This is a genomic window from Nocardia sp. NPDC087230, assembly GCF_044744725.1.
Taxonomy (GTDB): domain Bacteria; phylum Actinomycetota; class Actinomycetes; order Mycobacteriales; family Mycobacteriaceae; genus Nocardia; species Nocardia canadensis.
Genome location: NZ_JBIUYV010000002.1, coordinates 170,757 through 195,900, shown reverse-complemented (window position 1 = coordinate 195,900; position 25,144 = coordinate 170,757). Strand labels below are relative to the sequence as shown.

General features: G+C 71.9%; 8 protein-coding genes. 6 read left to right on the top strand and 2 right to left on the bottom strand.

The window, feature by feature from the left end:
• Positions 1-6: 6 nt before the first annotated feature.
• The 3 genes from ACIO52_RS07140 (at position 7) to ACIO52_RS07130 (ending at position 19,402) form a co-directional block, all read left to right on the top strand.
• On the top strand, positions 7-16,788 hold the full coding sequence (locus tag ACIO52_RS07140; RefSeq protein WP_402642383.1) for an amino acid adenylation domain-containing protein: 16,782 nt from the start codon (positions 7-9) through the stop codon (positions 16,786-16,788).
• A 172-nt stretch (positions 16,789-16,960) separates the two neighbouring features.
• Entirely contained in the window at positions 16,961-17,983 is a 1,023-nt protein-coding gene (locus tag ACIO52_RS07135; protein ID WP_218719445.1) for an alpha/beta hydrolase family protein, read from the top strand.
• 171 nt (positions 17,984-18,154) lie between these two features.
• Entirely contained in the window at positions 18,155-19,402 is a 1,248-nt protein-coding gene (locus ACIO52_RS07130; RefSeq protein ID WP_218719388.1) for a TetR/AcrR family transcriptional regulator, read from the top strand.
• On the opposite strand, the gene ACIO52_RS07125 is transcribed toward ACIO52_RS07130, so the two are convergent.
• Entirely contained in the window at positions 19,399-20,913 is a 1,515-nt protein-coding gene (locus tag ACIO52_RS07125) for an aldehyde dehydrogenase family protein (protein WP_402642379.1), read from the bottom strand. The genes ACIO52_RS07130 and ACIO52_RS07125 overlap by 4 nt on opposite strands.
• A 296-nt stretch (positions 20,914-21,209) precedes the next feature.
• Here ACIO52_RS07125 and ACIO52_RS07120 point away from each other — a divergent pair, with 296 nt between their 5' ends.
• From ACIO52_RS07120 to ACIO52_RS07110, 3 genes are read left to right on the top strand one after another with little or no spacing between them, the layout of a single operon-like run.
• Entirely contained in the window at positions 21,210-22,211 is a 1,002-nt protein-coding gene (locus tag ACIO52_RS07120) for an ATP-binding cassette domain-containing protein (protein ID WP_218719390.1), read from the top strand.
• A gap of 5 nt (positions 22,212-22,216) precedes the next feature.
• Positions 22,217-23,020 carry an ABC transporter permease gene (locus tag ACIO52_RS07115; protein WP_218719391.1) on the top strand — a complete coding sequence of 268 codons (804 nt, stop codon included), beginning with the start codon at positions 22,217-22,219 and terminating at the stop codon, positions 23,018-23,020.
• A gap of 5 nt (positions 23,021-23,025) precedes the next feature.
• A complete protein-coding gene (locus ACIO52_RS07110) occupies positions 23,026-23,883 on the top strand; it encodes an ABC transporter permease (protein WP_316573508.1) in 858 nt (285 codons plus the stop codon).
• A gap of 28 nt (positions 23,884-23,911) precedes the next feature.
• Here the strand turns inward: ACIO52_RS07110 and ACIO52_RS07105 are convergent, their stop codons facing one another.
• On the bottom strand, positions 23,912-25,096 hold the full coding sequence (locus ACIO52_RS07105) for a lycopene cyclase family protein (RefSeq protein WP_402642374.1): 1,185 nt from the start codon (positions 25,094-25,096) through the stop codon (positions 23,912-23,914).
• Between the last annotated feature and the right edge of the window lie 48 nt (positions 25,097-25,144).

Sequence of the window (25,144 nt, the reverse complement as noted above, 5' to 3'; positions counted from 1 at the left end):
ACTGTTGTGACCCGGACGTCTCGGGTGTCCGCCCGTGCCGCGCAGCGCGGGAAGTCGCTGCCGCAACTGGTGTCGGTGGCGGTGGAGTCGAATCCGGGCGGCATCGCGCTGTCCTGGTCCGACGGTGTGTCCGCGCCCGTGCGATTGACCTATGCCGAACTCGACGAGCGCGCCAACCGGCTGGCCCGGTTGCTGATCGCGCGGGGCGTCGGCCCCGAGGACATCGTCGCCATCGGCATCCCGCGTTCGGCCGAGTCGGTGCTCGCGCTGTGGGCGGTCACCAAGACCGGTGCCGCGTTCCTGCCCGTCGACCCGAACTATCCGCCCGCCCGGCTCACCCACATGCTCGGTGACGCGGGCGCGGTCCTCGGTGTCGCGGTCGGCGCGGCGATGGATCGGCTGCCCGACACCATCGAGTGGCTGTGCCTCGACGACGAGGCCGTGCGCCGGGCGACCGAGGAGCAGTCCAGCGACCCGGTGACCCGCGACGACCGGGTCCGCCCGCTGCGCCTGCACCACCCCGCCTACGTCGTCTACACCTCCGGCTCCACGGGTCTGCCCCGTGGCGTGGTGGTGACCCACACCGGCCTGGCCAACGTCCACGAGTACCAGCGCGAGCACTACCGGCTCGGCCCCGATTCGCGGGTGCTGCAGCTCGCGTCGCCGTCCTTCGACGCCTCGGTGTTCGAGGTGCTGATGGCGCTGACCGGTGCTTCGACCCTGGTCGTCGTCCCGCCGACCGTCTACGGCGGCGACGATCTGGCGCAGCTGCTGCGTCGGGAGCGGGTCACCCATGCGTTCATCACCCCCACCGCCCTGGCCTCGGTGGACCCGCAGGGTCTCGACGACTTCCGGGTCATCGTGGCGGGCGGCGAGGCCTGTCCACCGGAACTGGTGCGGCGCTGGGTACTGCCGCTGGCCGGCGGTGGCGAGCGCGAGATGTACAACGGTTACGGCCCGACCGAGGCCACCATGGGCACCAACTTCAGCGCGCCGATGGTGCCGGGGCAGGTCGTCACCATCGGTCCGCCGATCCGCAACGTCACCGAGTACGTGCTCGACGAGCGGCTGGTACGGGTGCCCGACGGCATCATCGGCGAGCTCTACATCGCGGGCAACGCGCTGGCCCGGGCCTACCACCGCCGCCCGGCGCTGACCGCGGCGCGGTTCGTCACCGATCCGTTCGACCCGGCGGGCGGGCGCATGTACCGCACCGGCGATCTCGTGCGCAGGCGCGCCGACGGTTCGGTCGAGTTCGTGGGACGCAACGACTTCCAGGTGAAGGTGCGCGGCTTCCGGATCGAGCTCGGCGAGATCGACGCCGTGCTCACCGAACCCGACAGCGTCGACTTCGCGGTCACCGTCGGCCACGAACTCGACAACGGCACCACCATTCTCGCCGCCTACGTGCACGCCGCGCCGGGCGCGCGGATCGACCTGGACGAGCTGCTCGCGCACGCCAAGGCCGGACTGCCCGCGCACATGGTGCCGACCGCGCTGACCGTGCTCGACACCATCCCGCTGACCCCGGTCGGCAAGCTCGACCGCGCCGCGCTGCCCGCCCCGACGCTGCGCGCGCAGGAGTTCCGCGCGCCCTCGGGCGCGGTGGAGAAGCTGATCGCGCACATCTTCACCGAGCTGCTGCGCCCGGAGAACCCGATCGGCGCCGACGACGACTTCTTCGCCCTCGGCGGCAACTCGCTGCTGGCCACCCAGGCCGCGGCCCGGATCGGCGCCGAACTGTCGGCGCGGGTACCCGCCGGGCATGTCTTCGAGCGGCCCACGGTCGCCGGCCTGGCCGAGCTACTCGAGCCGCTCCAGGGCGGGGGCGGCCCGGTGGCCCCGACGCGCCGGGAGCGGCCTGACCTGATCCCGCTCTCACCCGCGCAGCAGCGGATGTGGTTCCTCAACCAATTCGACCCGGCCTCCCTCGCCGAGACCATCCCGTTCGCACTGCGGCTGACCGGCCCGTTCGACCCGCGCGCCCTGCACTCCGCGCTGACCGACCTGGTGCAGCGGCACGAATCGCTGCGCACCTACTACCCGGCGGTCGACGGCGTCGGCCACCAGGTGGTGCTGCCGATGGCCGAGGCCGTGCCCGATGTGCTCGTCGACGAGCTCACCGAGGACGAACTGCCGCTGTGGCTGGGCGAATTCGCCACCACCGGCTTCGACGTCGCCCAGGGCGTCCCGCTGCGGGTGGCGCTGGCCGAACTCGGTCCGCGTGAGCATGTGCTCGCGGTGGCGCTGCACCACATCACCGCCGACGGCGCGTCGGTCGCGCCGCTGCTGCGCGATCTGCTCGGGGCCTACCTCGCGCGGCGCAACCGCTCGCGTCCGAGCTGGCAGCCGCTGCCGGTGCAGTACGCCGACTACACCCTGTGGCACCGCGAACTGCTCGGCGCCGAGGACGATCCCGATTCGGTCGCCGCCGCCCAGATCGCCTTCTGGCGCGACACCCTGGCGGGGCTGCCCGACCGGCTCGACCTGCCCACCGATCGTCCGCGCCCGCCGGTGTTCACCGGCCGTGGCGCCGAGTTCGGCTTCCAGATCCCGGCCGAGGTGCACACCGCCGTCGCCGCGCTGGCCCAGCGCAGCGGGGCCTCGGAGTTCATGGTCGTGCACGCCGCCTTCGCGGTGCTGCTGAGCAGGCTCGCGCACACCGACGACATCGCCATCGGCACCCCGGTGGCCGGCCGCGGCGCCCGCGAACTCGACGACCTGATCGGCATGTTCGTCAACACCCTGGTGCTGCGCTCGCGCATCGACGAGCACGCGAGCTTCGCCGATCTGCTGCGCGAGACCAAGCGCGCCGACATCGCCGCCTTCGCCCAGGCCGACCTACCGTTCGAGCGCCTGGTCGAGCTGCTCGACCCGGTCCGCTCGCAGGCGCATCACCCGCTGTTCCAGGTCGCGCTGTTCTTCCAGAACCTGGATCTGCCGAACCTGCGGCTGCCCGGCCTGGATGCGACGCCGGTCGAATTCGGCGGCGCTGTGGCCCGTTTCGACCTCCAGCTGACCATCGTGCCGGGCACCGACCCGGCCGAGCCGATGGCCGCGTCGTTCAACTACGCCACCGATCTGTTCGACGCCGACTCGATCGAGACGATGGCGGCGCGCTTCACCCACCTGCTCGCGGCGGTCGCCGCCGACGCCTCGGTGAGGATCGCCGAGATCGACCTGCTCACCGCCGCCGAGCGCGAACTGACGCTCACCGCGTGGAACGGCACCAGCCATCCGGTGACGCCCGAGCTGATGCTCGACGCGTATCGCCGTGCGGTGCAGGCGCATCCGGACGCCACCGCGCTCGTCTACGAGGGCACCGAGCTGACCTACCGGCAGTTCGACGAGCGGGTCAACGCGCTCGCCCGGCTGCTGATCCAGGCCGGGGTCGGCCCGGAAGGCCTTGTCGGCCTGGCGATCCGGCGTTCCCCGGAACTCGTCGTCGCCATGTACGCGGTGCTCACCGCCGGCGGCGCCTACGTGCCGCTGGACCCGGACCATCCGGCCGAGCGCATCGCCTACATCCTCGACACCGCGCGCCCGGCCGCCGTGCTGAGCGCCGAGGCGATGCCGGTCCCGGAGGGCACCGAACTGCTCCGGCTCGACGAACTCGATACGCGGGGCGTACCGGTCGATCCGGTGCGCCCGGCCGAACTGCGCGCGCCGCTGCGCGCCGACCACCCGGCCTACGTCATCTTCACCTCCGGTTCCACCGGAAAGCCCAAGGGCGTGGCGATCTCGCACGCCGCCATCCACAACCAGCTGGTGTGGATGCTCGCGAAATACCCACTGGCCCTGGGCGATGTCTATCTACAGAAGACCGCGACCACCTTCGACGTGTCGCTGTGGGGCTACTTCATGCCGCTGCGGGTCGGCGCGACGCTGGTGCTCGCCACCCCGGACGGCCACCGCGATCCGGCCTATCTGATCGACCTGATCGCCCGGCACCACGTCACCGTCACCGACTTCGTCCCGTCGATGCTCACCGTCTTCGCCGCGCAGGCGGCATCCGACGGCGGGCCCGCCGGCGGCGGCTCGGCACCCGCCGCGCTGGCGTCGCTGCGCGAGGTGTTCGTCATCGGTGAGGCGCTGCCGCCGGAGACGGTCGACGCGATGGCCGAGGTCAGCTCGGCCCGCCTGCACAACCTCTACGGCCCCACCGAGGCCGCGGTCTCGGTGACCTACTGGCCCGCCCGCCCGGGCGAGCGGACGGTGCCGATCGGCCTGCCGCAGTGGAACACCCGTGTCTACGTGCTGGATTCGCGGCTGCGACCGGTGCCACCCGGGATCGCGGGTGAGCTCTATCTGGCGGGCGATCAGCTCGCGCGCGGCTACGTCGCCCGGCCGGGCCTGACCGCCGACCGCTTCGTCGCCGACCCGTTCGACGCGGGCGAGCGCATGTACCGTACCGGCGACCTCGTGGTGTGGCGCCGCCCCACCACGACCGCGCCGCACCGGCTGGATTACCTGGGCCGCATCGACTTCCAGGTGAAGTTCCGTGGTCAGCGCATCGAACTCGGTGAGATCGAGACCGCGCTGCTCGCGCACGAAACCGTCAGCCAGGCGGTGGCGCTGGTCGCGCCCACCGAGCTCGGCGACCAGCTCGTCGCCTATGTCGTGCCCGCGCCCGGCCAGGCGGCCGATCCCGACCGGCTGCGGACCGTCGCGTCGAAGACCCTGCCCGCGTACATGGTTCCCGCGTCGGTCACCGTGCTCGACGCGCTGCCGCTCAATGCCAGCGGCAAACTCGACCGCAAAGCGCTGCCCGCCCCGCACTTCTCGGCCCGCGCCTTCCGGGCGCCGAGCACCGAGCAGGAGAAGCTCGTGGCCGGACTGTTCGGGGAAGTGCTCGGCCGCACCGACATCGGTGCCGACGACGACTTCTTCGCCCTCGGCGGCAATTCGCTCATCGCCACCCGGCTGGTCGCCCGCCTCGGCGCGGCCACCGGCGGCCGGGTCGCCGTGCGCGCGCTGTTCGAGACCCCGACCGTCGCCGGTCTGGCCGCGACACTGGGCACCGAGACCGAGACGACCGCGACCAGTGGCCTCGGTACCGTCGCCCGGCCCGACGAGCTACCGCTGTCGCCCGCACAGCGGCGCATGTGGTTCCTCAACCGATTCGACCAGGGGGCGGCCGCCGGTGACGGCGCCGCCGCCTACAACCTGCCCTTCGCACTGCGCCTGACCGGCAGCCTCGACGTGACCGCGCTCGGCGCGGCCCTGCGCGATGTGCTGGCCCGGCACGAAGTGCTGCGCACGATCTACCCCGACACCGGCGACGGCCCGATCCAGCGGGTGCTGCCGGTCGAGCAGGTGGACCTCGATGTCGCCGTGCGCCGCGTCGACCCGGCCGCGCTGATCGACCACGTCGGCGCGCTCGCCGCGACCGCTTTCGACGTGACGGCCGAGGTCCCGCTGCGGGTCCAACTGCTCGACATCACCGGCGACGGCCCCGACGCGCCGACCGAGTACGTGCTCGCCGTCGTCGTGCACCACATCGCCGCCGACGCGTCCTCGATGGCGCCGCTGGTGCGCGATGTGACCACGGCCTACCTGGCCCGTACGGCGGGCCACGCCCCCGGCTGGCCCGCGCTGCCGGTGCAGTACGCCGACTACGCGCTGTGGCAGCTGGATCGCCTCGGTGACGAGAACGACGCGGAATCCGTCGCCGCCGCCCAGCTCTCGTTCTGGCGCGCGGAGCTGTCCGGGCTGCCGGACCTGATCGAACTGCCCGCCGATCGCCCCCGGCCCGCCGTCGCCTCGCTCGCGGGCAGCCGGGTGCCGGTGCGGATCGACGCCGACACCCACGCCGGGCTGGCCCGGATCGCCCAAGACAGCGGCGCCACCGTGTTCATGGTGCTGCACACCGCCTTCGCGGTACTGCTGGCCCGCATGGCGAGCGCCGCCGACGTGGCGGTCGGCACCCCGTTCGCCGGTCGCGGCGAGCGCGAGCTCGACGACCTGATCGGCATGTTCGTCAACACCGTCGTGCTGCGCACGCACTACGACGGCGGCGCGTCGTTCACCGAACTGCTCGCCGCGCAGCGCACCCGCGACCTGGCCGCCTTCGCCGCCGCCGACATCCCGTTCGAGCGGCTCGTCGAGGTGCTCGACCCGCCGCGCTCGACCGCCCGGCATCCGCTGTTCCAGGTGGGTCTGTCGTTCCAGAACGTCGACCGCGCCGCGCTGGAGCTGCCCGGTCTGCGGATCGCGCCGGTGTCGGCGGAACTGGCGGTATCCCAGTTCGATCTGCATCTGATCGTCGGTGACGGCTACGCCGCCGACGGCACGCCGACCGGCATCGAGGGCTTCTTCACCTACGCCACCGATCTGTTCGACGCCGAGACGGTGCGGGCCTTCGCCGACCGGCTCGCCCTGCTGCTCGACGCGATCGTGCGGGAGCCGGGCGTGGCCGTCGGCGATGTCGACCTGCGCACCTCCGTCGAGCGCGCGACCGAGATCACCGCGGGCGCCGCGGATCTCGCGATCCCGGGTGGCACGCTGGCCGACCTGCCGTCGCTGGCCCGGCCCGAAACCGTCGCGCTGGTCGCCGATCTGCCCGAGGGCAGACTGGAGCTGACCTACGCCGAGTTCGAGGCCAGAGTCAATCGCCTCGCCCGGCACCTGATCTCGCTGGGCGTCGGACCCGAGTCGCTGGTGGCGCTCGCGCTGCCACGCTCGATCGATCTGGTCGTGGCCATGTTCGCGGTGGCCCGCTCCGGTGGCGCCTATGTGCCGATCGATCCCGACCAGCCCGCCGACCGCACCGATTACATCCTCGGCACCGCGGCGCCGATCTGTGTGCTCAGCAACGGTTTCCGGACCGACGCGGCGCCGGTGGTGCGGGTCGACCATCCGGTGATCGCGTCGGCCGATCCGTCGCCGATCACCGACGCCGACCGGCGCGCGCCGCTGCGCCCGGAGAACACGGCCTACGTCATCTTCACCTCCGGCTCCACCGGGCGGCCCAAGGGCGTCGCGGTGCCGCACGCTGCCGTGGTCAACCAGTTGCAGTGGCTGCGAGGCGAATTCGGCACCGACGCCCACGATGTGTTCCTGCTGAAGACCCCCGCCACCTTCGACCTGTCGGTGTGGGAGTTCTGGTCCGCCGCGGTGTGCGGCGGCAAGCTGGTGATCGCCGCGCCCGACGGGCATCGCGATCCCGCGTATCTGGACGCGCTCATCACCGACGCCGGAGTGACCACGCTGACGGCGGTGCCCTCGCTGCTCGACGCGCTGGCCGGGTACTGGGAGGCGCGGCCGCAGCCGCTCACCCGCATCCTCGCCATCGGCGAGGCGCTGCCCGCCCCGCTGGCCCAGCGCCTGCTGACCGCGCTGCCGGACACCAGGCTCGACAACCTGTACGGCCCCACCGAGGCCGCGGTGTCGATCACCGATCACCGGGTGACCTCGGCCGATGTGGTGAGTGTGCCGATCGGCACCCCCGAGTGGAACTCCCGGGTCTACGTCCTGGACGAGCGCCTGCGCCCCGTCGCGCCGGGCGTCCGGGGTGAGCTCTACCTGGCGGGCGCGCAGCTGGCCCGCGGCTATCTGCGCAAGGCCGCGCTGAGCGCCGAACGTTTCGTCGCCGACCCGTTCGAGGCGGGCGCCCGGATGTACCGGACCGGCGATCTCGTCGCCCGCGACCGCAGCGGTGCGCTGAACTACCTGGGCCGCACGGACTTCCAGGTGAAGATCCGTGGCTTCCGGGTCGAGCCCGGCGAGGTCGAGGCCGTGCTGCTCGGACTGCCGGGGATCAGCCAGGCCGCGGTGCTGGCCCGGACCGATCCGCGCTTCGGTGACCGGTTGGTCGCCTATGTGGTCGGCACGGATATCGAGGCGGCACAGCTGAAGTCGGCCCTGCGTGACAAGCTGCCCGCGTACCTGGTGCCGGAGGCGTTCGTCGTGCTCGACTCGCTGCCGCGCACCGTCAACGGCAAGCTGGATCGGGCCGCGCTGCCCGCGCCGGTGTTCGAGGCCGCCGCCTTCCGTGCACCCGCGACGCCCACCGAACAGCTGGTCGCCGGCGTCTACGCCGAGATCCTCGGGGTCGACGCGGTCGGCGCCGACGACGACTTCTTCGCCCTCGGTGGCAACTCGCTGCTCGCCACCAGGGCCGCCGCCCGGATCAGCGCCGCGCTGGACCGCGCGGTCGGGGTCCGCCTGCTGTTCGAGGCGCCGGCCGTCACCGACCTCGCGCTGCGGGTACACCGCTCCGACGAGCTCGCGGCGCTGCCGCTGGTGGCCGGACCGCGACCGGACCGGCTACCGCTGTCGCTGGCCCAGCAGCGGATGTGGCTGCTCAACCGGCTCGATCCCGACGCCACCGTCTACAACATCCCCGCCGCCATCCGCCTGACCGGCGCGCTCGACCTCGCGGCGCTGGCCGTGGCCGTGGGCGACCTGTTCGCCCGGCACGAGGTGCTGCGGACCCGCTACCCCGAGCACGGCGACGGCCCGGTCCAGGAAGTCCTCGCGCCCGGCGCGGTGCGGGTCGACCTGACGCCCATGCTGGTCACCGCCGACGACCTCGCCGACGAGGTGCGCCGGACCGTGGCCGAGGGCTTCGACGTCACCGCCGCGCCGCCGGTGCGGCTGCGACTGCTGCGTCTGGGCGCCGATGATCACGTGCTGGTGTTCGTCGCCCACCACATCGCCGCCGACGGCTTCTCCATGGGCCCGCTCACCCGCGATCTCGTGCTGGCCTACACCGCGCGCACCGAGGGCGCCGCGCCCGCCTGGTCGCCGCTGCCGTTGCAGTACGCGGATTACGCGGTGTGGCAACGGGAATCGCTCGGCGACGAAGCCGACCCCGCCTCCACTGCCGCCGCGCAGCTGACCTACTGGACCGATGAACTGGCCGGGCTGCCCGAGGAGATCGCGCTGCCCGCCGACCGGCCGCGGCCGTCGGTGCAGTCCTTCGCCGGTGCCCTGAGCACCGTCGAGATCGACGCGCGGTTGCACGCCGGGTTGGCCGGGCTGGCCCGGGCCGAGGGCGTCACGGTGTTCATGGTGGTGCAGGCCGCTCTCGCGGTGCTGCTGGCCCGCACCAGCGGCACCGACGACGTCGCCATCGGCACCCCGATCGCCGGTCGCGGCGCCCGCGAACTCGACGATCTCGTCGGCATGTTCGTCAACACCCTGGTGCTGCGCAGCCGGGTCACCGAAGCCGAACCGTTCACCGCGCTGCTGCGGCAGACCCGCGACACCGACCTGCGGGCCTTCGCGCACGCCGACATCCCGTTCGAGCGGGTCGTCGAGGCGGTGCAGCCGGTACGGTCGGCGGGCAGGCATCCGCTGTTCCAGGTGGCGCTGTCGTTCGAGAACCTCGCCCCGGTCGCGTTCGAACTGCCCGGCATCACGGTCGGCGCGCTCGACGCCCGCACCGCCGAGGCCAAGTTCGACCTGCTGCTCACGCTGCGCGAACTGCCCGACCACGGCGGCATGCACGCCGAATTCACCTACGCCACCGATCTGTTCGACGAGTCGACGATCCAGGCGTTCGGCGCCCGGTTCGCCCGGCTGCTCGCCGAGCTCGTCGCCGATCCCGGGGTGGCGGTCGGTGACGTCGCACTGCTCGACGAGGCCGAGTTCATCGCGCAGACCACCTTCACCGGCCCGCCCGCCGAGCCGGCCCGCACGCTGTCGCAGCTGATGGACGCCGCCGTGCTGGCCAACCCGTCGGGCGTGGCCGTGCGCGGCGACGGTCGCGGCTTCACCTACGCCGACCTCGACGCCGCGGCCAATCAGCTCGCCCGTGGTCTCATCGCCCGGGGGGCCGGGCCGGAAGTCGCTGTCGCCGTGGCGATCCGGCGTTCGGTCGAATCGGTGCTCGCGGTCTGGGCGATCGCGCGCACCGGCGCGATGATCGTGCCGATCGACCCCGGCTACCCGGCCGAGCGGATCACCCACATGGCCGCCGATTCCGGCGCGGTCTTCGGTGTCACCCTGGCCGCCGAGCTGACCGGGCTGCCCACCCTGCCCGGCGACGCGGGCTGGGTCGCGCTCGACGACCGTGAATTCACCGCCGAGGTCGCCGGATACGCCTCGGTGGCCCTGCGCGAGATCGAGCTGCGGGCTCAGCCCAGCACGGGCAACGGCGCGTACATGATCTACACCTCGGGCTCGACGGGGCTGCCCAAGGGCGTCGTCGTGACCCACGCGGGCCTTGCCAACTTCTGTGCCGAGCAGCAGCAGCGCTACCAGCTCGATTCCGGCTCGCGCGCACTGGCTTTCGCCTCGCCGTCGTTCGACGCCTCGATGCTGGAACTGCTGCTCGCCCTCGGCGGCGCGGGCACGCTGGTGGTGGCGCCCGCCGGATCCGTCGGCGGCACCGAGCTGGCCGAGCTGATCCGCACCGAGGGCGTCACCCACGCCTTCCTCACCCCCACGGTCCTGGCGACCCTGGACCCGGCAGGCGTGCCGGGGCTGCGGCACCTGGTCGTCGGCGGCGAGCAGGTGCCCGCCGAGCTGGTCGCGCGCTGGAACACGCTGGCGCAGCGCAAGTTCCACAACGGCTACGGGCCCACCGAGACCACCATCATGGCCGCCATCAGCGATCCGCTGACCCCCGGCGACGACACCCACATGGGCGGTCCGATCCGGGGCACCACCGCGCTGGTCCTCGACGGCAGGCTGCGTCCGGTGCCCGAGGGAGTCACCGGTGAGCTGTACCTGGGCGGCATCCAGCTCGCCCGCGGCTACCATCGGCGCGTCGGTCTGACCGCGGCACGTTTCGTCGCCGATCCGTACGGGGCGCCGGGCACCCGGCTCTACCGCACCGGCGACCTCGTGCGCCGCCGGGGCGACGTGCTGGAGTTCGTTGGCCGCAACGACTTCCAGGTGAAGATCCGCGGCCTGCGGATCGAGCTCGGCGAGATCGACGCGGTGCTGGCCGCCGCGCCCGGCGTCTCCTGGGTGACGACCATGGGCCGCGACAACGGCGCCGGGGCCACCATGCTGGTGTCCTACGTGCTGGCCGAACCGGGGGAGCGGCTCGATCCGGCCGAACTCACCGCGCTGGCAGGCCGGGTACTGCCCGACTACATGGTGCCCGCCGCGATCGTCGTCCTCGACGAGCTGCCGCTCACGCCGGTCGGCAAGCTGGACCGGCGCGCGCTGCCCGATCCGGTCACTGTGCGCCGGGACCACCGGCCGCCGCGCACCGCGGCCGAACGGGCGCTGGCGCGGGTGATCGGCGAGGTCCTCGGACACGACCGGGTCGGCCTCGACGACGACTTCTTCGCCCTCGGCGGCGACAGCATCACCGCCATCCAGGTGGTCTCACGGGCCGCCGCGGCCGGGGTGGTGCTGCGTCCCCGCGACCTGTTCGACGCGCGGACCGTCGGCGCGCTCGCCGGGCGCGCCGAGGTCACCCTCGACGCGGGCTCGCGCCCCGCCGCCCTGCCGCTGACCGCCACCGCGGCCCAGCTGATGGAGGCGGGCGACACCGCGGTCGAACCGCGCGCCGTGCTGCTCGACGTGCCCGTCGACTGCTCCGACGACGCGGTCGCCGAGGTTGTCCACGCCGTGATGAACCAGCATCCGATGCTGTGGGCGGTGCTCGACCGCAGCGGCAGCGAACCGGTGCTGGTGATCCCGTCGCAGGACGAGCGCACCGGCGACGCCTTCCGCAGGCTCGACGCCACCGACGGCGAGTCCTCGCTACCGGTCGACGACATCGTCGCCGCGGCCGCCGCCGCGCTCGACCCGGACGAGGGCCGCAATATCCACTTCGTGCTCACCGGCGACGGCGAACACAACTCCACCCTGGTCGTGGTCGCGAACAGTCTCGTCCTCGACGAGCCGTCCTGGCGCTCGGTCGTCGACCAGCTGACCACGGCGTGGAGCCGCGGCCGCCACGCCGCGCCCGCCGCGCCCGACGCAGGCCTCGGCGACCTGGTGCGCAGGCTCGCCGAATACCCGTCCTCGGCCCGCGCCCGAGCCGAACGCGAGTACTGGCATCGCGCGATCCGGTCCCGGGCAGGCGAAACCGCCGATCTGCGCCAGCGCCACCGGGTCTCGCTGAGCATCACCGGCGAGGGCACCGCCGCCGTCACCACCGTCGCCGACGCCTACCGCGCGACCGTGGACGAGGTGTTGCTCACCGCCGCCGCGCTCGCGCTGCACACCGCCGCCGACACCGCCGTCGCGCGGGTCATCGGCAGCGTGGTCCGCCTGCGCGCTGACCAGCGCGTGCTCGGCAGGCCCGACGCCGAGAGCGTGGTGGGTGGTTTCACCACCGACTACCCGCTGGTGTTGCGCCTGGACGGGGTCGACATCGCCGATGCGCTGGTGGGCGGGCCCGCCGCCGGAGCCGCGCTGGCCCAGATCAAGGAACTGCGCCGCAGCGTGCCCGCGCACGGTGCGGGTTTCGGCCTGCTGCGCTACCTCGACGTCGAGACCGCCGACAGCGTGCGCTCGCTCGACCGCGGCCGGTTCGCGGTGCGCTTCCGGGACCTGCGCCCGGCCCGGGTGCACACCGACCTCGCCGCCGACGATCTGGCGCTGGTGCTCACCGTCGACGCCACCGACGACGGCATGGTCGCCCGCTTCGACTACGCCGGCGCGCTGCTCACCGCCGACGCGGTCAAAACCTTCGCCGAGCACTGGATCCGCGCGCTCGGCGGCCTCGCCGAGCACGGATTACGGCCCGGCGCCGGCGGATTCACGCCGTCGGACTTCCCGCTGGTGCGCCTGGGCCAGACCGAACTCGGCCGGCTGGTGCGGCGCTACCCGCTGCTCAGCGATATCTGGCCGGTGACCCCGCTCCAGTCGGGCATGCTGTTCCACGCGCTGCTCGCGGAGAACTCGGTCGACCCCTACATCACCCAGTTCGTGCTCGACCTGGACCCGGCCGTGGACGACGAGCGGCTGCACCAGGCCGCCCAGACCGTGCTCGACCGCCACGACAACCTGCGCGTCGCCTTCGCCACCGACGCCGCGGGCACCCCGCTGCAGGTGGTGCTCGACGACATCGACGTGCCGTGGCAGGTCATCGACACCGTGCCCCACGGCGTCGACCCCGAGGGCACTGCGTGGTCACGCTCCGCTACCGCCGCCGGGCCCGCCGGTCTCGACGCGGCGGCCGCCGCCTATCAGCGGATCAAGGCCGCCGACCTGAGTGCCCACTTCGACATGGCGGTCGCGCCGCTGCTGCGCTTCACGCTGGTGCGTACCCCCGAGGGCGCGCACCTGCTGGTCACCAGCCACCACATCCTGATCGACGGCTGGTCGACGCCGCTGCTGCTGCAGGAACTGCTCACGGCCTACGCGGTCGGTGGGCGGTCCCGCCGCCTGCCGAAGGTCGCGCCCTATCGCGACTACCTGGCCTGGCTGGCCGAACAGGATCTCGACGCCGCGCGCCAGGCCTGGCGCACCGCGCTGACCGGCCTGGCCGAGCCGACGCCACTGGCGCCGGTCGACCAGGGCCGCGAGATCGCCACCGGGACCGGCGAAACCGGCTTCGAGCTGTCGCCGGCCGACACCGTCGCGCTGAGCACCCTCGCCGCCGGGCTCGGCGTCACGGTGAACACCGTGGTCCAAGCCGCGTGGGGCTTGCTCATCGCGCGCCTGGTCGACCGCGACGACGTGGTGTTCGGCGCCACCGTCTCCGGCAGGCCCGCCACCCTCGACGGCGTGGAACGCATGGTCGGCCTGTTCCTCAACGCCATCCCGGTGCGGGTACGGCTGCGGCCCGGCGACACCGTCGCCGAACTGCTGCGCAGGCTGCAGGACGACCAGGCGGCTCTGCTCGATCACCACTACCTCGGCCTCGGCGAGATCCAGGAGATCGCGGGCATCGACGCGCTGTTCGACACGCTGGTCGTGTTCGAGTCGTTCCCGGTCGACCGGGAGGCCCTGGCGCAGGCCGCGTCCGGCTCCGCCGCGGTCACCGGGATGGACGCCGCCAACGGCACCCACTACCCGCTGACCGTGCAGGTCGTCGCCGACAGTCAGCTCCGGGTGTCGGTCAAGTACCTGCGCGACGTGTTCGGCGAGGCCACCGCGACCGCACTGGCACAACGACTCTCGATGCTGCTGGCCCGGTTCACCGCCGCGCCGGAGAGCCGGATCGCCGAGATCGACGTGCTGCTGGCCGAGGAGCGTGCCGTCCTGTCGGCCGCCAACGCCACCGACGCGCCGGAACTGCTCGACGAGGCGACGCTGCTGTCGCTGTTCGACGCGCAGGTCGCGAAGACGCCGGACGCCGTCGCCTTCGTCGACGGCGAAACCTCGCTCACCTATGCCGAATTCGACGCGAAGGCGCGGGCGCTCGCCGCCGCGCTGGACGCCCAGGGCGCCGGTCCCGACGCGCTGGTCGCCGTCGCCATGCGCCGTGGCATCGACCTGGTGACCGCGATCTACGCGGTACTGCGCACCGGCGCCGCCTACGTGCCGGTCGACCCGGATCACCCGGCCGAGCGCACCGACCGGGTGCTGGCCGCGGCCGCTCCGGTCTGCGTGCTCACCACCACCGAGACCGGATTCGGCACGGCCGCCGAGGTTTCCGTCGTCACCGTCGACACGCTGGCAGCGACGTCGGCGCCGGTGCCGCGCGCCACGGTGCGGCCGGACAACCTGGCCTACGTCATCCACACCTCCGGCTCCACCGGAACGCCCAAGGGCGTCATGCTCACCCACCGGCAGCTGGTCGCCCAGTTCCGCTGGGCGCAGCGCGCCTACCCGCACGGCCCCGGCGACGTGGTCCTGCACAAGACGCCGGTCACCTTCGACATCTCGACCTGGGAACTGTTGTGGCCGTTGCAGACCGGCGCGACCGTGGTGATCGCGGCCCCGGACGGGCACCGCGACCCGGCCTATCTGGCCGGCGTGCTCGCCGAGCATGCCGTCACCACGGTGCATTTCGTGCCGTCGATGCTCGACGCGTTCCTCGCCGACCGCGCCGACGGCGGCTTCCCGGCCCTGCGCCGGGTGTTCGCCGCCGGTGAGGCGCTGTCGGGCGCGACCGCCCGGCGCTTCGCGCAGGCGCTGCCCGGCGTCGACCTGATCAACTGGTACGGCCCGGCCGAGGCGACCGTCGTCACCGCCGCGCGGGCCGATGCCGGTGCCGCCGTGAGCATTCCGATCGGCACGCCGGTGGCCAACACCCGGGTGCACGTGCTGGACCGGCAGCTGCGGCCGGTGCCGCCCGGCACCGCGGGCGAGCTGTACCTGGAGGGCGTGCAGCTGGCGCGCGGCTACCTCGGTGCCGCGGCGCTGACCGCCGAACGGTTCGTCGCCCAGGCGGGCGGCGGCAGGCTCTACCGCACCGGCGACGTGGTCCGCTGGACCGCGGAGCACGAGCTGGAATACCTGGGGCGCAGTGACTTCCAGGTGAAGCTGCGCGGCCAGCGGATCGAGCTCGGTGAGGTCGAGGCCGTGCTGCTGGATCACCCCGAGGTCAGGCACGCCGCCGTCGCGCTGGTGCACGGCCCGACCGGTGATCGGCTGGTCGGTTACGTCGTCCCGGTCGAGACGGCCGAGCAGCCGTCGGCCGCGACAACGCCGCCCGCGGCCGGATACTCCATCGAGAGCGGCGCGGGCACCACCGGACTCGACGAGGCGGCGCTGCTCGCCCACGCCAGAACCGCGCTGCCCTCGTACATGGTCCCCTCGACCCTGGTGACCTTGAAGTCGTTGCCGCTCAACGCCAGCGGCAAGCTCGACCGCAACGCGCTGCCGGTACCGGCCTTCACCACTCGGCCCTACCGGCCGCCGACGACCCCGCTACAGCGCGCGGTCGCCGAGGTGTACGCGGAGGTGCTCGGCGCGGGCAAGGTCGGCCTCGACGACGACTTCTTCGAACTCGGCGGCAACTCGCTGGTCGCCACCAAGGCGATCAGCAGGCTGCGCACCCGGGTCGGCGCCGAGGTGCGGGTGCAGTGGTTCTTCACCGACGCCACGGTCGCCGCGCTGGCCGCGCGCATCGACGCCACCCAGTCCGACACCGGCGACTACGACGTCGACTCCGACGACGCGCTCGGCGTGCTGCTGCCCATCCGCAACCGGGTGCCGCACGGCACCGAGGCGAGCGGGCCGCTGTTCTGCATCCACCCGATGTACGGCCTGGCCTGGTGCTACGCGGGCCTGACGCAGTACATCCCGGCGCGGCGGCCGATCTTCGGTCTGCAGTCGCCGGCGCTGAGCCAGGCGGGCTACCTGCCCGGCACGCTCACCGAGATGGCCCGCCGCTACGTCGCCGAGATCAAGGCGCAGCAGCCGCACGGTCCGTACCGGCTGATGGGCTGGTCGCTGGGCGGTGTGCTCGCCCACGACGTGGCCACCCAGTTGCAGGCGGCGGGGGAGCAGGTGTCGCTGCTGGTGATGCTCGATTCGCACCCCGATATCGACGTCCCCGATTTCCACACCGCGGTCCGGGACGCGCTCGCCGAACTCGGCGTCGACCTGAGCGCGGCGCTGCCCGCCTCGGGCGTGCGTGAGCTCAGCGAGGACGGCCTGGCCGCCCTGCACGCGATCGTGCCCGCCAACATGGCCGTGCTGACCCCCGAGCGGTTGCGCCGGATCTACCGCAGCGCGGTGCGCTCGGCCGAGCTGATCGCCGAGCACCAACCCGCGGTCTTCCGGGGCAGGCTGGAGTACTTCAGCGCGCTCGGACACGAGACGGCGTCGCGGAATTGGGCGCCGTATGTCGAGGGCGAGGTCCGCGATCGGCCGGTCGCGGTGGTGCATGATCAGATGACCTCACCGGAGGCGCTCGCCGAAATCGGCCCGCGCCTGGCGGAGTTGCTGGATGTCTGCGACCGGGAGTCCGGGGCACGATGACATCGGTGATGCCGGTGAGGCATGATGTGACCGCGCTGTTGTAACGATTCCTACTGTTGTATCGCCTGGGTAACCCGTAGGGTTCTGGCGTGGTGCAACCCATTCGAAACGAAGCGAAGGTGCGAAATTGATTCGTCGGCACACCCGGCGTCGTGGCTCCCGCGCCGCGGCGATGATCGCGGCGACCGCAGTGGCCGCCGGACTGCTGTCCGGCATCGGCGCGAGCCCGGCCTCGGCTGACCCGATCATCGATTCCAAGAGCCTGCTCGCCAACCCCGTTTCCGAGGACGGCTCCAAGATCGTCAAGGCCGAGGTGAAGGACTCGCGCAGCCTGCGGCTGCACGTGTACTCCGCGGCGATGGACACCAACATCATCGTCGACGTCCAGCGCCCCGCCGACGCCTCCGTGCCGCGTCCCACCCTGTACCTGCTCAACGGTGCCGGTGGCGGCGAGGACTCCGCGTCCTGGGTCGCCAAGACCGACGCGCTGGAGTTCCTCGGCGACAAGAACGTCAACGTGATCCAGCCGATCGGTGGCGCCTGGAGCTACTACACCGACTGGATCGCCGACGACCCGGTGGTCGGCCGCAACAAGTGGAAGACCTTCTTCACCGAGGAGTTGCCCCCACTGATCGACGGCGCGCTGGGCACCAACGGCGTGAACGCCATCGCGGGTCTGTCCACCTCGGGCACCACCGTGCTCGCGCTGCCGATCGCCAAGCCGGGCCTGTACAAGGCGGCCGCGGCCTACTCCGGGTGCGCGCAGACCTCCGACCCGGTCGGCTCGGAGTTCGTCAAGCTCACGGTCGAGACCTGGGGCGGCGGCGACACCATGAACATGTGGGGCCCGCAGGGCTCGGCGGAGTGGGTCGCCAACGATCCCTACGTGCACGCCGAGGGGCTGCGCGGGCTGGATCTCTACATCTCCACCGGCAACGGCCTGCCCGGCCCGTACGACACCCTCGACGGTCCGTACGCGCTGCCCGGCGCCTACGGTCTGGCCAACCAGATCGTCATCGGCGGCGTCATCGAGGCGGGCACCAACTTCTGCACGCACAACCTGGCCAACCGGCTCAACGAGCTGGGTATCCCGGCGACCTTCAACTTCCGTCCCAACGGCACCCACTCGTGGGGCTACTGGAAGGACGAGCTGAAGCTGTCGTGGCCGGTCCTGGCCCGCGGTCTCGGCCTGTAGGGTCGACACGTTCGACGAAGGCCGCCCCGGTATCGCCGGGGCGGTTTTCGTTTCCCGGACCGGCTCTCGACGTTTGCGAATTGTGGTTAACTTAGGTTGACTGGTCCGGCGTCGCCCGGTGGGCACGCAGCCAGTTGTCAGTACCCGGTTCGCGGAACGGAAAGTGAGTGCATGGTCGCCGATCGCAGTGAGGCCGAACGCGCCTGCGAGCCGACCACCGCACCGGCGCGGGTCGTGCGCCGCAGGCCCAAGGACCGCAAGATCCAGATCATGCGGGCCGCCGCGCGCGCGTTCAGCGCCCGCGGCTACTACCCGGTCGGCGTGGACGAGATCGCCGCCGAGGTCGGCATCTCCGGGCCCGCGCTGTACCGGCACTTCGCCAACAAATACGCCCTGCTGGTCGCCGCCGCGGAGGAGGGCGCCCGGGGACTGCGCGATTGCGCGGCGGCCGCCGACGATCCCGCGTTGCCCCCGCGGGCCCGGCTCGACGCGCTGCTCACCGCCGTCGCCGAGCAGAACATCGACTTCCGGCGCGAGGCCGGTCTCTACCGCTGGGAACGCCGCTACCTCGAGCGCGAGGACCGCGTGCGCATCCGCGCGTTCTATCGCGAACTCGAGGCCATGGTCGCGGCGCCGATCGCCGACCTGCACCCCGGGGAGAGCCCCGACAATGTCACCCTGCGGGCGGTCGGCGCGCTGAGTTCGCTGGCCAGCATCGCCGCGCACCGCACCACGCTCTCGCACTCGCGCATCCTCGCGCTGCAACTCGACATGGCCTGGGCGATCGTGCGGGCCGAGCTGCCGCCGGCGCCCGCCGCCGCCGAGCCGGACAAGCAGAATCGCGGCCTGCCGGTGACGTCGAAACGCGAACAGCTGCTCACCGAGGCGATCAAGATCTTCGGCCGTAACGGCTACCACGAGTCGGGCATCGAGGAGATCGGCGCCGCCGTCGGCATCAACGCCTCCAGCGTCTACCGGCACTTCGACAGCAAGGCCGACCTGCTCGCCGCCGCCTTCCACCGCACCGGCGACCGGCTCGCCGTGGCCATCGGCGAGGCGCTGGCCGAGTCCGAGAGCCGCGCCGACGCCGCACGCCTCATCGCCGACCGCTACGCCCGGCTCACCTTCGCCACGCCGGAGATCATGCCGGTCTACTACGCGGAGTTCAGCAACCTTCCGCAGGCCGAACAGCACCGGCTGCGCGCCATCCAGCGCCAGAACGTCCTGGAATGGGCAAACCTGCTCGACGGCGACCCGATCGAGGCCAGGTTCCGCGTGCACGCCGCGATCGGTCAGATCATCGATGTCGGCCGGCTGTTGCGCTTCGACTCGCGCCCCGAGCAGCTGGCCCGGCTCGGCGCGCTCACCGGCGCGGTCCTGCTCGGTGACAAGGGCGACCGGGACGACGCCGCGACCTAGCCGCGGCCGTGCCGCAGCCGGAACAGGGCGCGCGCCGTATGCAGATGCCCGGGGTGACGATCGAAGGTCGATAGTCGGATCGGGGCCCGGTAGCGCCTGCGTGCGATCGACATCGTGCGGCTGAACTCGCGCAGACCCTGCTGGCCGTGGCTGTGGCCCTGCCCGTACTCGCCGACGCCGCCGAACGGCAGCGCCGGGATGCCGGTGAAGGCGGTCGAGGAATTGACCGTCACCACGCCGACCCTGAGCTGCTCGGCGATGAACTCCGCGCTGGGGATATCGCGGGTGAAGACGGTGACGGCGATGCCGTTGCCCGCCGCGTTCACCCTGGTCACCGCGTCGGCCAGGTCGGCGACGCGGTTCACCACCAGCACCGGGCCGGTGCCCTCGCCGGTGATCGCGATGCTCTCCTCCGGCACCTCGGACAGCACGATCGGTTCCACATAGGGGTCGCGGAAGGAATCGAGTCCGCCCAGGACCGCGTGCCCGCCGCGCGCGATGGCGTCGCGAACCTGCCTGCGCACCACGTCGACCTGGGCGGCGTTGATCATCGGGCCGTAGGCGGCGCGGTTGTCGGCGCCGGGGCGCAGCTTCGCCGCGCGCTCGGCCACCCTGGCCAGGAAGTCGTCGAAGACCGAGTCGGCGACATAACAGCGCTGGATCCCCGACGCGTTCTGCCCGGCGTTGGCCATCGCGCCGAACACCGCGGCCTCGGCCGCCGCGTCGAGCACGGCGTCGACGTGCACGATCATGCTGCCCTTGCCGCTGTGCTCGAGCACGACCGGTGTCAGCGTCTGCGCGCACAGCGCGATCACCTCGCGCCCGGCCGCCTCCGGTCCGGCGTAGGCGATCTTGTCGACGCCGGACTTGCACAGCGCGGTCGCGGTGCGCCCGTCACCGGTGACGGCCTGCAGCACCGGCTGATCGGGCGACACCGCGGCCCAGCTCGCGGCCAGCCAGGTGCCGACGCCGGTGGTCAGCTCGTGCGGGTGGAACACCACCGCGTTGCCCGCGGCCATGGCGTAGGCGATCGACCCCATCGGCGTGAACACCGGGTTGTTCCAGGCGCCGAGCACCCCGACCACCCCGAGGGGCAGATACCCGACCGAGGCGTGCTGATTGCGCGTGAACCAGCCGGTGGCCAGGCGCTTTCGGCCCAGCGTCCGCTCGGCGTTGCGGGCGGCCCAGTCCAGGTTCTCCACCGCGAGCATCACCTCGAGCGCGGCGTCGGCCTCCGGCTTGCCCGTCTCGGCACGCAGGATCTCCACCAATTCGCCGGTGTGCCTGGCGATATGCGCGCGCCAGTCCAGCAGCAGGCGCCTGCGGGCCGCGAATCCCAGTTCGCCCCACCAGTTCTGGGTGGCGCGGGCGGTGCGCACCGCGCGGGTGACCTCGGCCGGGCCGTGCACGGGATACCGCGCGAGCTCTTCGCCGGTGCGCGGGTCGAACGACGTCAGCGCGTCGGATCGGCCCGTCGGCGCGGCGGCGCCTGCCGGTGCTGAGTCGCCCATTGTCACCTCTCACGAGATCGAACACGCCCGCGCGCGGGCCGGTGAGACGAGTGTTTCCCCGCCGCCAGCGTATGGGCGGCCGAGCGTGCCGACAAGGTCAGCGCACTGCCCTTCCACTGCCCTGGTGAGCAAGACCACTCCCGGCGCGCGAAACCGGCCGGGTCCACGCAGTCCCGACCCGGAAAAGCGCCGGACCGGTAACATCGCGCCGAACGGTATGGATCACCTACCGGGAAGCAAATTCCGCGTGCGCTCGTCCGGTCAGGGCGCCGCACCCGGCCGATGGTGGAGAGTTGATGCCGAGTTCGATCTCAGTGGATTCGCCCGCAGGTGGCGTCGCGTCGCGCGGCGGTGAGCCCGCGGTGCTGGTGTCCGATGTGCGCAAGTCCTTCGGCGATGTGCACGCGTTGCAGGGCATCAGTTTCCAGGCCGAGAAGGCCAGCGTCCTGGGCATCCTCGGACCCAACGGCGCGGGGAAGACGACCACGGTCAAGATCCTGTCGACGCTGCTGCGCCCCGACTCCGGCACCGCCGTCGTCGCCGGGCACGACGTGCTCACCGACAGCGCGGGCGTGCGCCGCTCGATCATGATGACCGGCCAGTACGCCGCCCTCGACGAGAACCTCTCCGGCCGGGAGAACCTCGAGCTGTTCGGCAGGCTGATGGGCCTGGCCAAGTCGGCCGCCCGCAAACGCGCGGACACCCTGCTCGAGGAATTCGACCTGGTGAGCGCGGGCAAGCGCGCCGTGCGCAACTACTCCGGCGGTATGCGCCGCCGCGTCGACATCGCCTGCGGGCTGGTCGTGCGGCCCGAGGTGGTATTCCTCGACGAGCCGACCACCGGCCTGGACCCGCGCAGCAGGCAGGGCGTGTGGGACCTGGTCACCGCGCTCAAGAACCAGGGCATCACGGTCCTGCTGACCACGCAGTACCTCGAAGAGGCCGACGTGCTCAGCGACAACATCATCGTGATCGACAAGGGCACCGTCATCGCCGAGGGCACCGCCGATCAGCTCAAGGCCCGCACCGGCGGCAGCTTCTGCGAGATCGTCCCGCTCGACGTGAGCCGGATCCCGGCGACCGTGCAGGCCCTCGGTGACCTGGTCCCGGCCGCCGTCGCCGCCGAGATCGACGGCGCCGACAAGCTGTCCATCCCGGCCCCCGAAGGCGCGGCCACCCTCGCCGAGGCGCTGCGCAGGCTCGACAACGCCGGCATCGACCTGGCCGACATCGCGCTGCGCAGGCCCTCGCTCGACGACGTGTTCCTGTCGATCACCGGCCATTCGGGCGGCCACTAGTGAGTGTGTCCGCTCCCGCGGCGAGCACACTGTTCGCCGAGCTACCCGAGGTGCGACCGAGCAGCTTCGCGCAGTGGCGCGCGCTGACCGGGCGCATCGTTCGCACCATGGCCACCAAGGGCGAGCTGGTCGTCGCCGTGCTCACCCCGCTGGTCGTCACCGTCGCCTTCTATCTGCCGCTGCGGTACGTGATGAAGGTGCAGGGCATCGACTACGCGCAGTACGTCATGCCCATCGTGGTGCTGCAGACCATGGCGATGACGATGATGTCGAACGCGCAGCTGGCGGCGTTCGAGGCGCTCACCGGTCTGAGCACACGATTGCAGACCATGCCGATCGGCTCGCTGGTTCCGCTGATGTCGCGGATCTGCGCCGGTCTGGTGCGGTCGGTGGTGTCGCTGATCGCGACCGTCGGCTACGGCTACCTGATCGGCTTCCGGTTCACCGGCGGCTGGCTGCAGGCGCTGGCCTTCTGCGGGTTCGCGCTGGCCGTTGGCATCGTGCTCACGCTCGGCGCCGACGCGCTGGGCAGCCTCACCAAGAACCCCGAGGCGCTCAGCCAGGCGCTCACCCTGCCGATCCTGATCTTCGGCATGATGTCGACCGGGTTCGTGCCCGAGGCCAGCTTCCCGGCCTGGGTGCGGCCGTTCGCGCGCAACCAGCCGATCTCGCAGTTCGCGCACACCCTCAGCGATATGGCCGCCGGTCACCTGAGCTGGGCAGGCACCTGGGTGTCGCTGGTGTGGCTGGGCGGACTGGCGATCCTGTTCCTCCCACTGGCGGTGTGGGCGAGTGTGAGGCGATCATGACAACAATGGATACGACCGAACGGATCCAACCGCCCGAGTCCGTGGCGGCCACCGCCGCCGAGCTGCCCGTGGTGCACGCCAAGCCGGAAGGCTCGGTCTCGGTGTGGTTCACCCACAGCCTGATCCAGTGCAAACGGCTGCTGATGGTGTGGCTGCGCGACCCGTCGACCACCATCCAGACCATCGCCTATCCGGCGGTGACGCTGCTGATGTTCCGCATCGTGCTCGGTGATTCGATCACCGCGGCCACCGGCATCCCGAGCATCTACGGCCAGGCCGCGCTGCTGACCCTGGTCGCGGCCATGACCGGCGCGGTGGTGAGCGCGCTCGGCTTCAAACGCGAGAAGGCGGCGGGCCTGCTCAGCCGCTTCTACACGATGCCGCTGAACAAGGCCTCGCTGCTGACCGGCAGGCTGCTGGCCGAGGCGTTGCGCATCCTGATCACCACGATCATCGTGCTGCTCGTCGCGGTGCCGCTGGGCTTCCTGTTCATGGAGGACCCGCTCACCAATATCGCGCTGATCTTCGTGCCGGTGCTGTTCGGCCTCGGTTTCGCGGTGATGGTGACGGCCCTGGCCACGATCACCGAGGGCGTGATGCTGATCAGCCTGATCGGCATCCTCAACACCCTGCTGATGTTCTTCAACACCGGCTTCGTCCCGGTCTTCGCCTACCCGACCTGGTTGCAGGACGTGGTCGCCAACCAGCCGATGAGCTGCGCGATCGACGCGATGAAGGGGCTGTCCTACGGCGGCCCGGTCGCCGAGCCGCTGCTGAAGACGGTGGCGTGGACCGTGGGCATGATCGCGGTCTTCGCCTACCCGGCGATCGTGGGCTACAAGAAGGCCGCCGAGACCTCGTAGGTCCTTCCGGCAGCGAGCGGCACGTGGGTCAGCCCACGTGCCGTTCTTCGTTCGCGGGGGCGAACGGGTAGTCGAGCCAGCGATCGCGGTTGGTCCAGCCGACCAGGTCGTAGCGCCAGCGGAACGGCCAGGTGTGGGCGACGGTGTTGAACAGCACGGCGCCGAGCGCGGTGTAGTCGGCGTGGGCCGAGAGCAGGGCCCGCTGACCGCGTTCGGATTCGGTGAAGAACGCCTCGAACATGGCGATCGACTGGTCGGTGGTGAGCCGGCCCAGACCCCACAATCCGCGCATCCGCATCCAGTACACCGCCCGTGCCTGCCACGGCCACAGCGCGGCGATGGGGTCGCGGCCCTGCTGAACGGCATCGATCGCGGTGTCGATGAGGGCGAGCGAGTCGGCCACCGAATAGCCGGTGCACGGGTGCATCATTCCGCCGCGCGAACCGAACGGCACGGCGACCGCGGTGCCCTTCTTCGGCGGCGCCTGGTCCAGCGGATAGTGCGCGGCCTCGTGCGGCTCGTCGCCGGTGAGCCGGATGCCGTGCGTCGCGAGCCTGCGCAGCGTTCGCTTGCGGAGCTCGTGCTGCGGCATCCCGCCGCGTAAGCCCAGGCTGGTCTCCTCGAAGATCACCGTCCCGTCGCCCAGCGGCACCGCGTAGAGGAACGACGGCGGCTCGTCGGGACCGGCACCGTTCTCGGGCCGCCAGTCCAGCAGCAGCCCCTCGCCGTCGGCCACCATCGGCGCCGCGGTTTCCGCGTCGACGAAGATCCCGTGTGCCGACGCCGCCCGGCGCCGCCCCAGCACGGGCAACCCGCGGGTATCGAACACGACCGCCGCGGAGAGCACCGTCCCGTCCGCGAGTTCGACTTCGTGCTGGTCGACGCGGCGCGCCCGATCCGCGAACACGGTGGCGTCATCGAGGGCCAGGGCCGCGTGCAACCCGGCCTTGGACAGCACACAGTAGGGCCGCTGGATCCGATGCTCGGTCTTGGTCCATACCGTGGGCGCCTCGATCCGCTGCGCGATCACACTCGCGGGCAGCCACGTCGGCAGCTCGTCGATCCAGCACGAGAACGTCGGCGGAAACAACCGCTCCGGCCGGGGATCCACCGCCGCCACCCGCAGCCCCGCCACCGCGGCGCGATGCGCCAACCCCCGCCCGGTCGGACCCAGCCCGACCACGCAGATATCGAATTCCCGCACAACGCTCACGCCCGCATTCAAACCGCACCGGACCGCACGGCGCAAGCACCGCTGCTC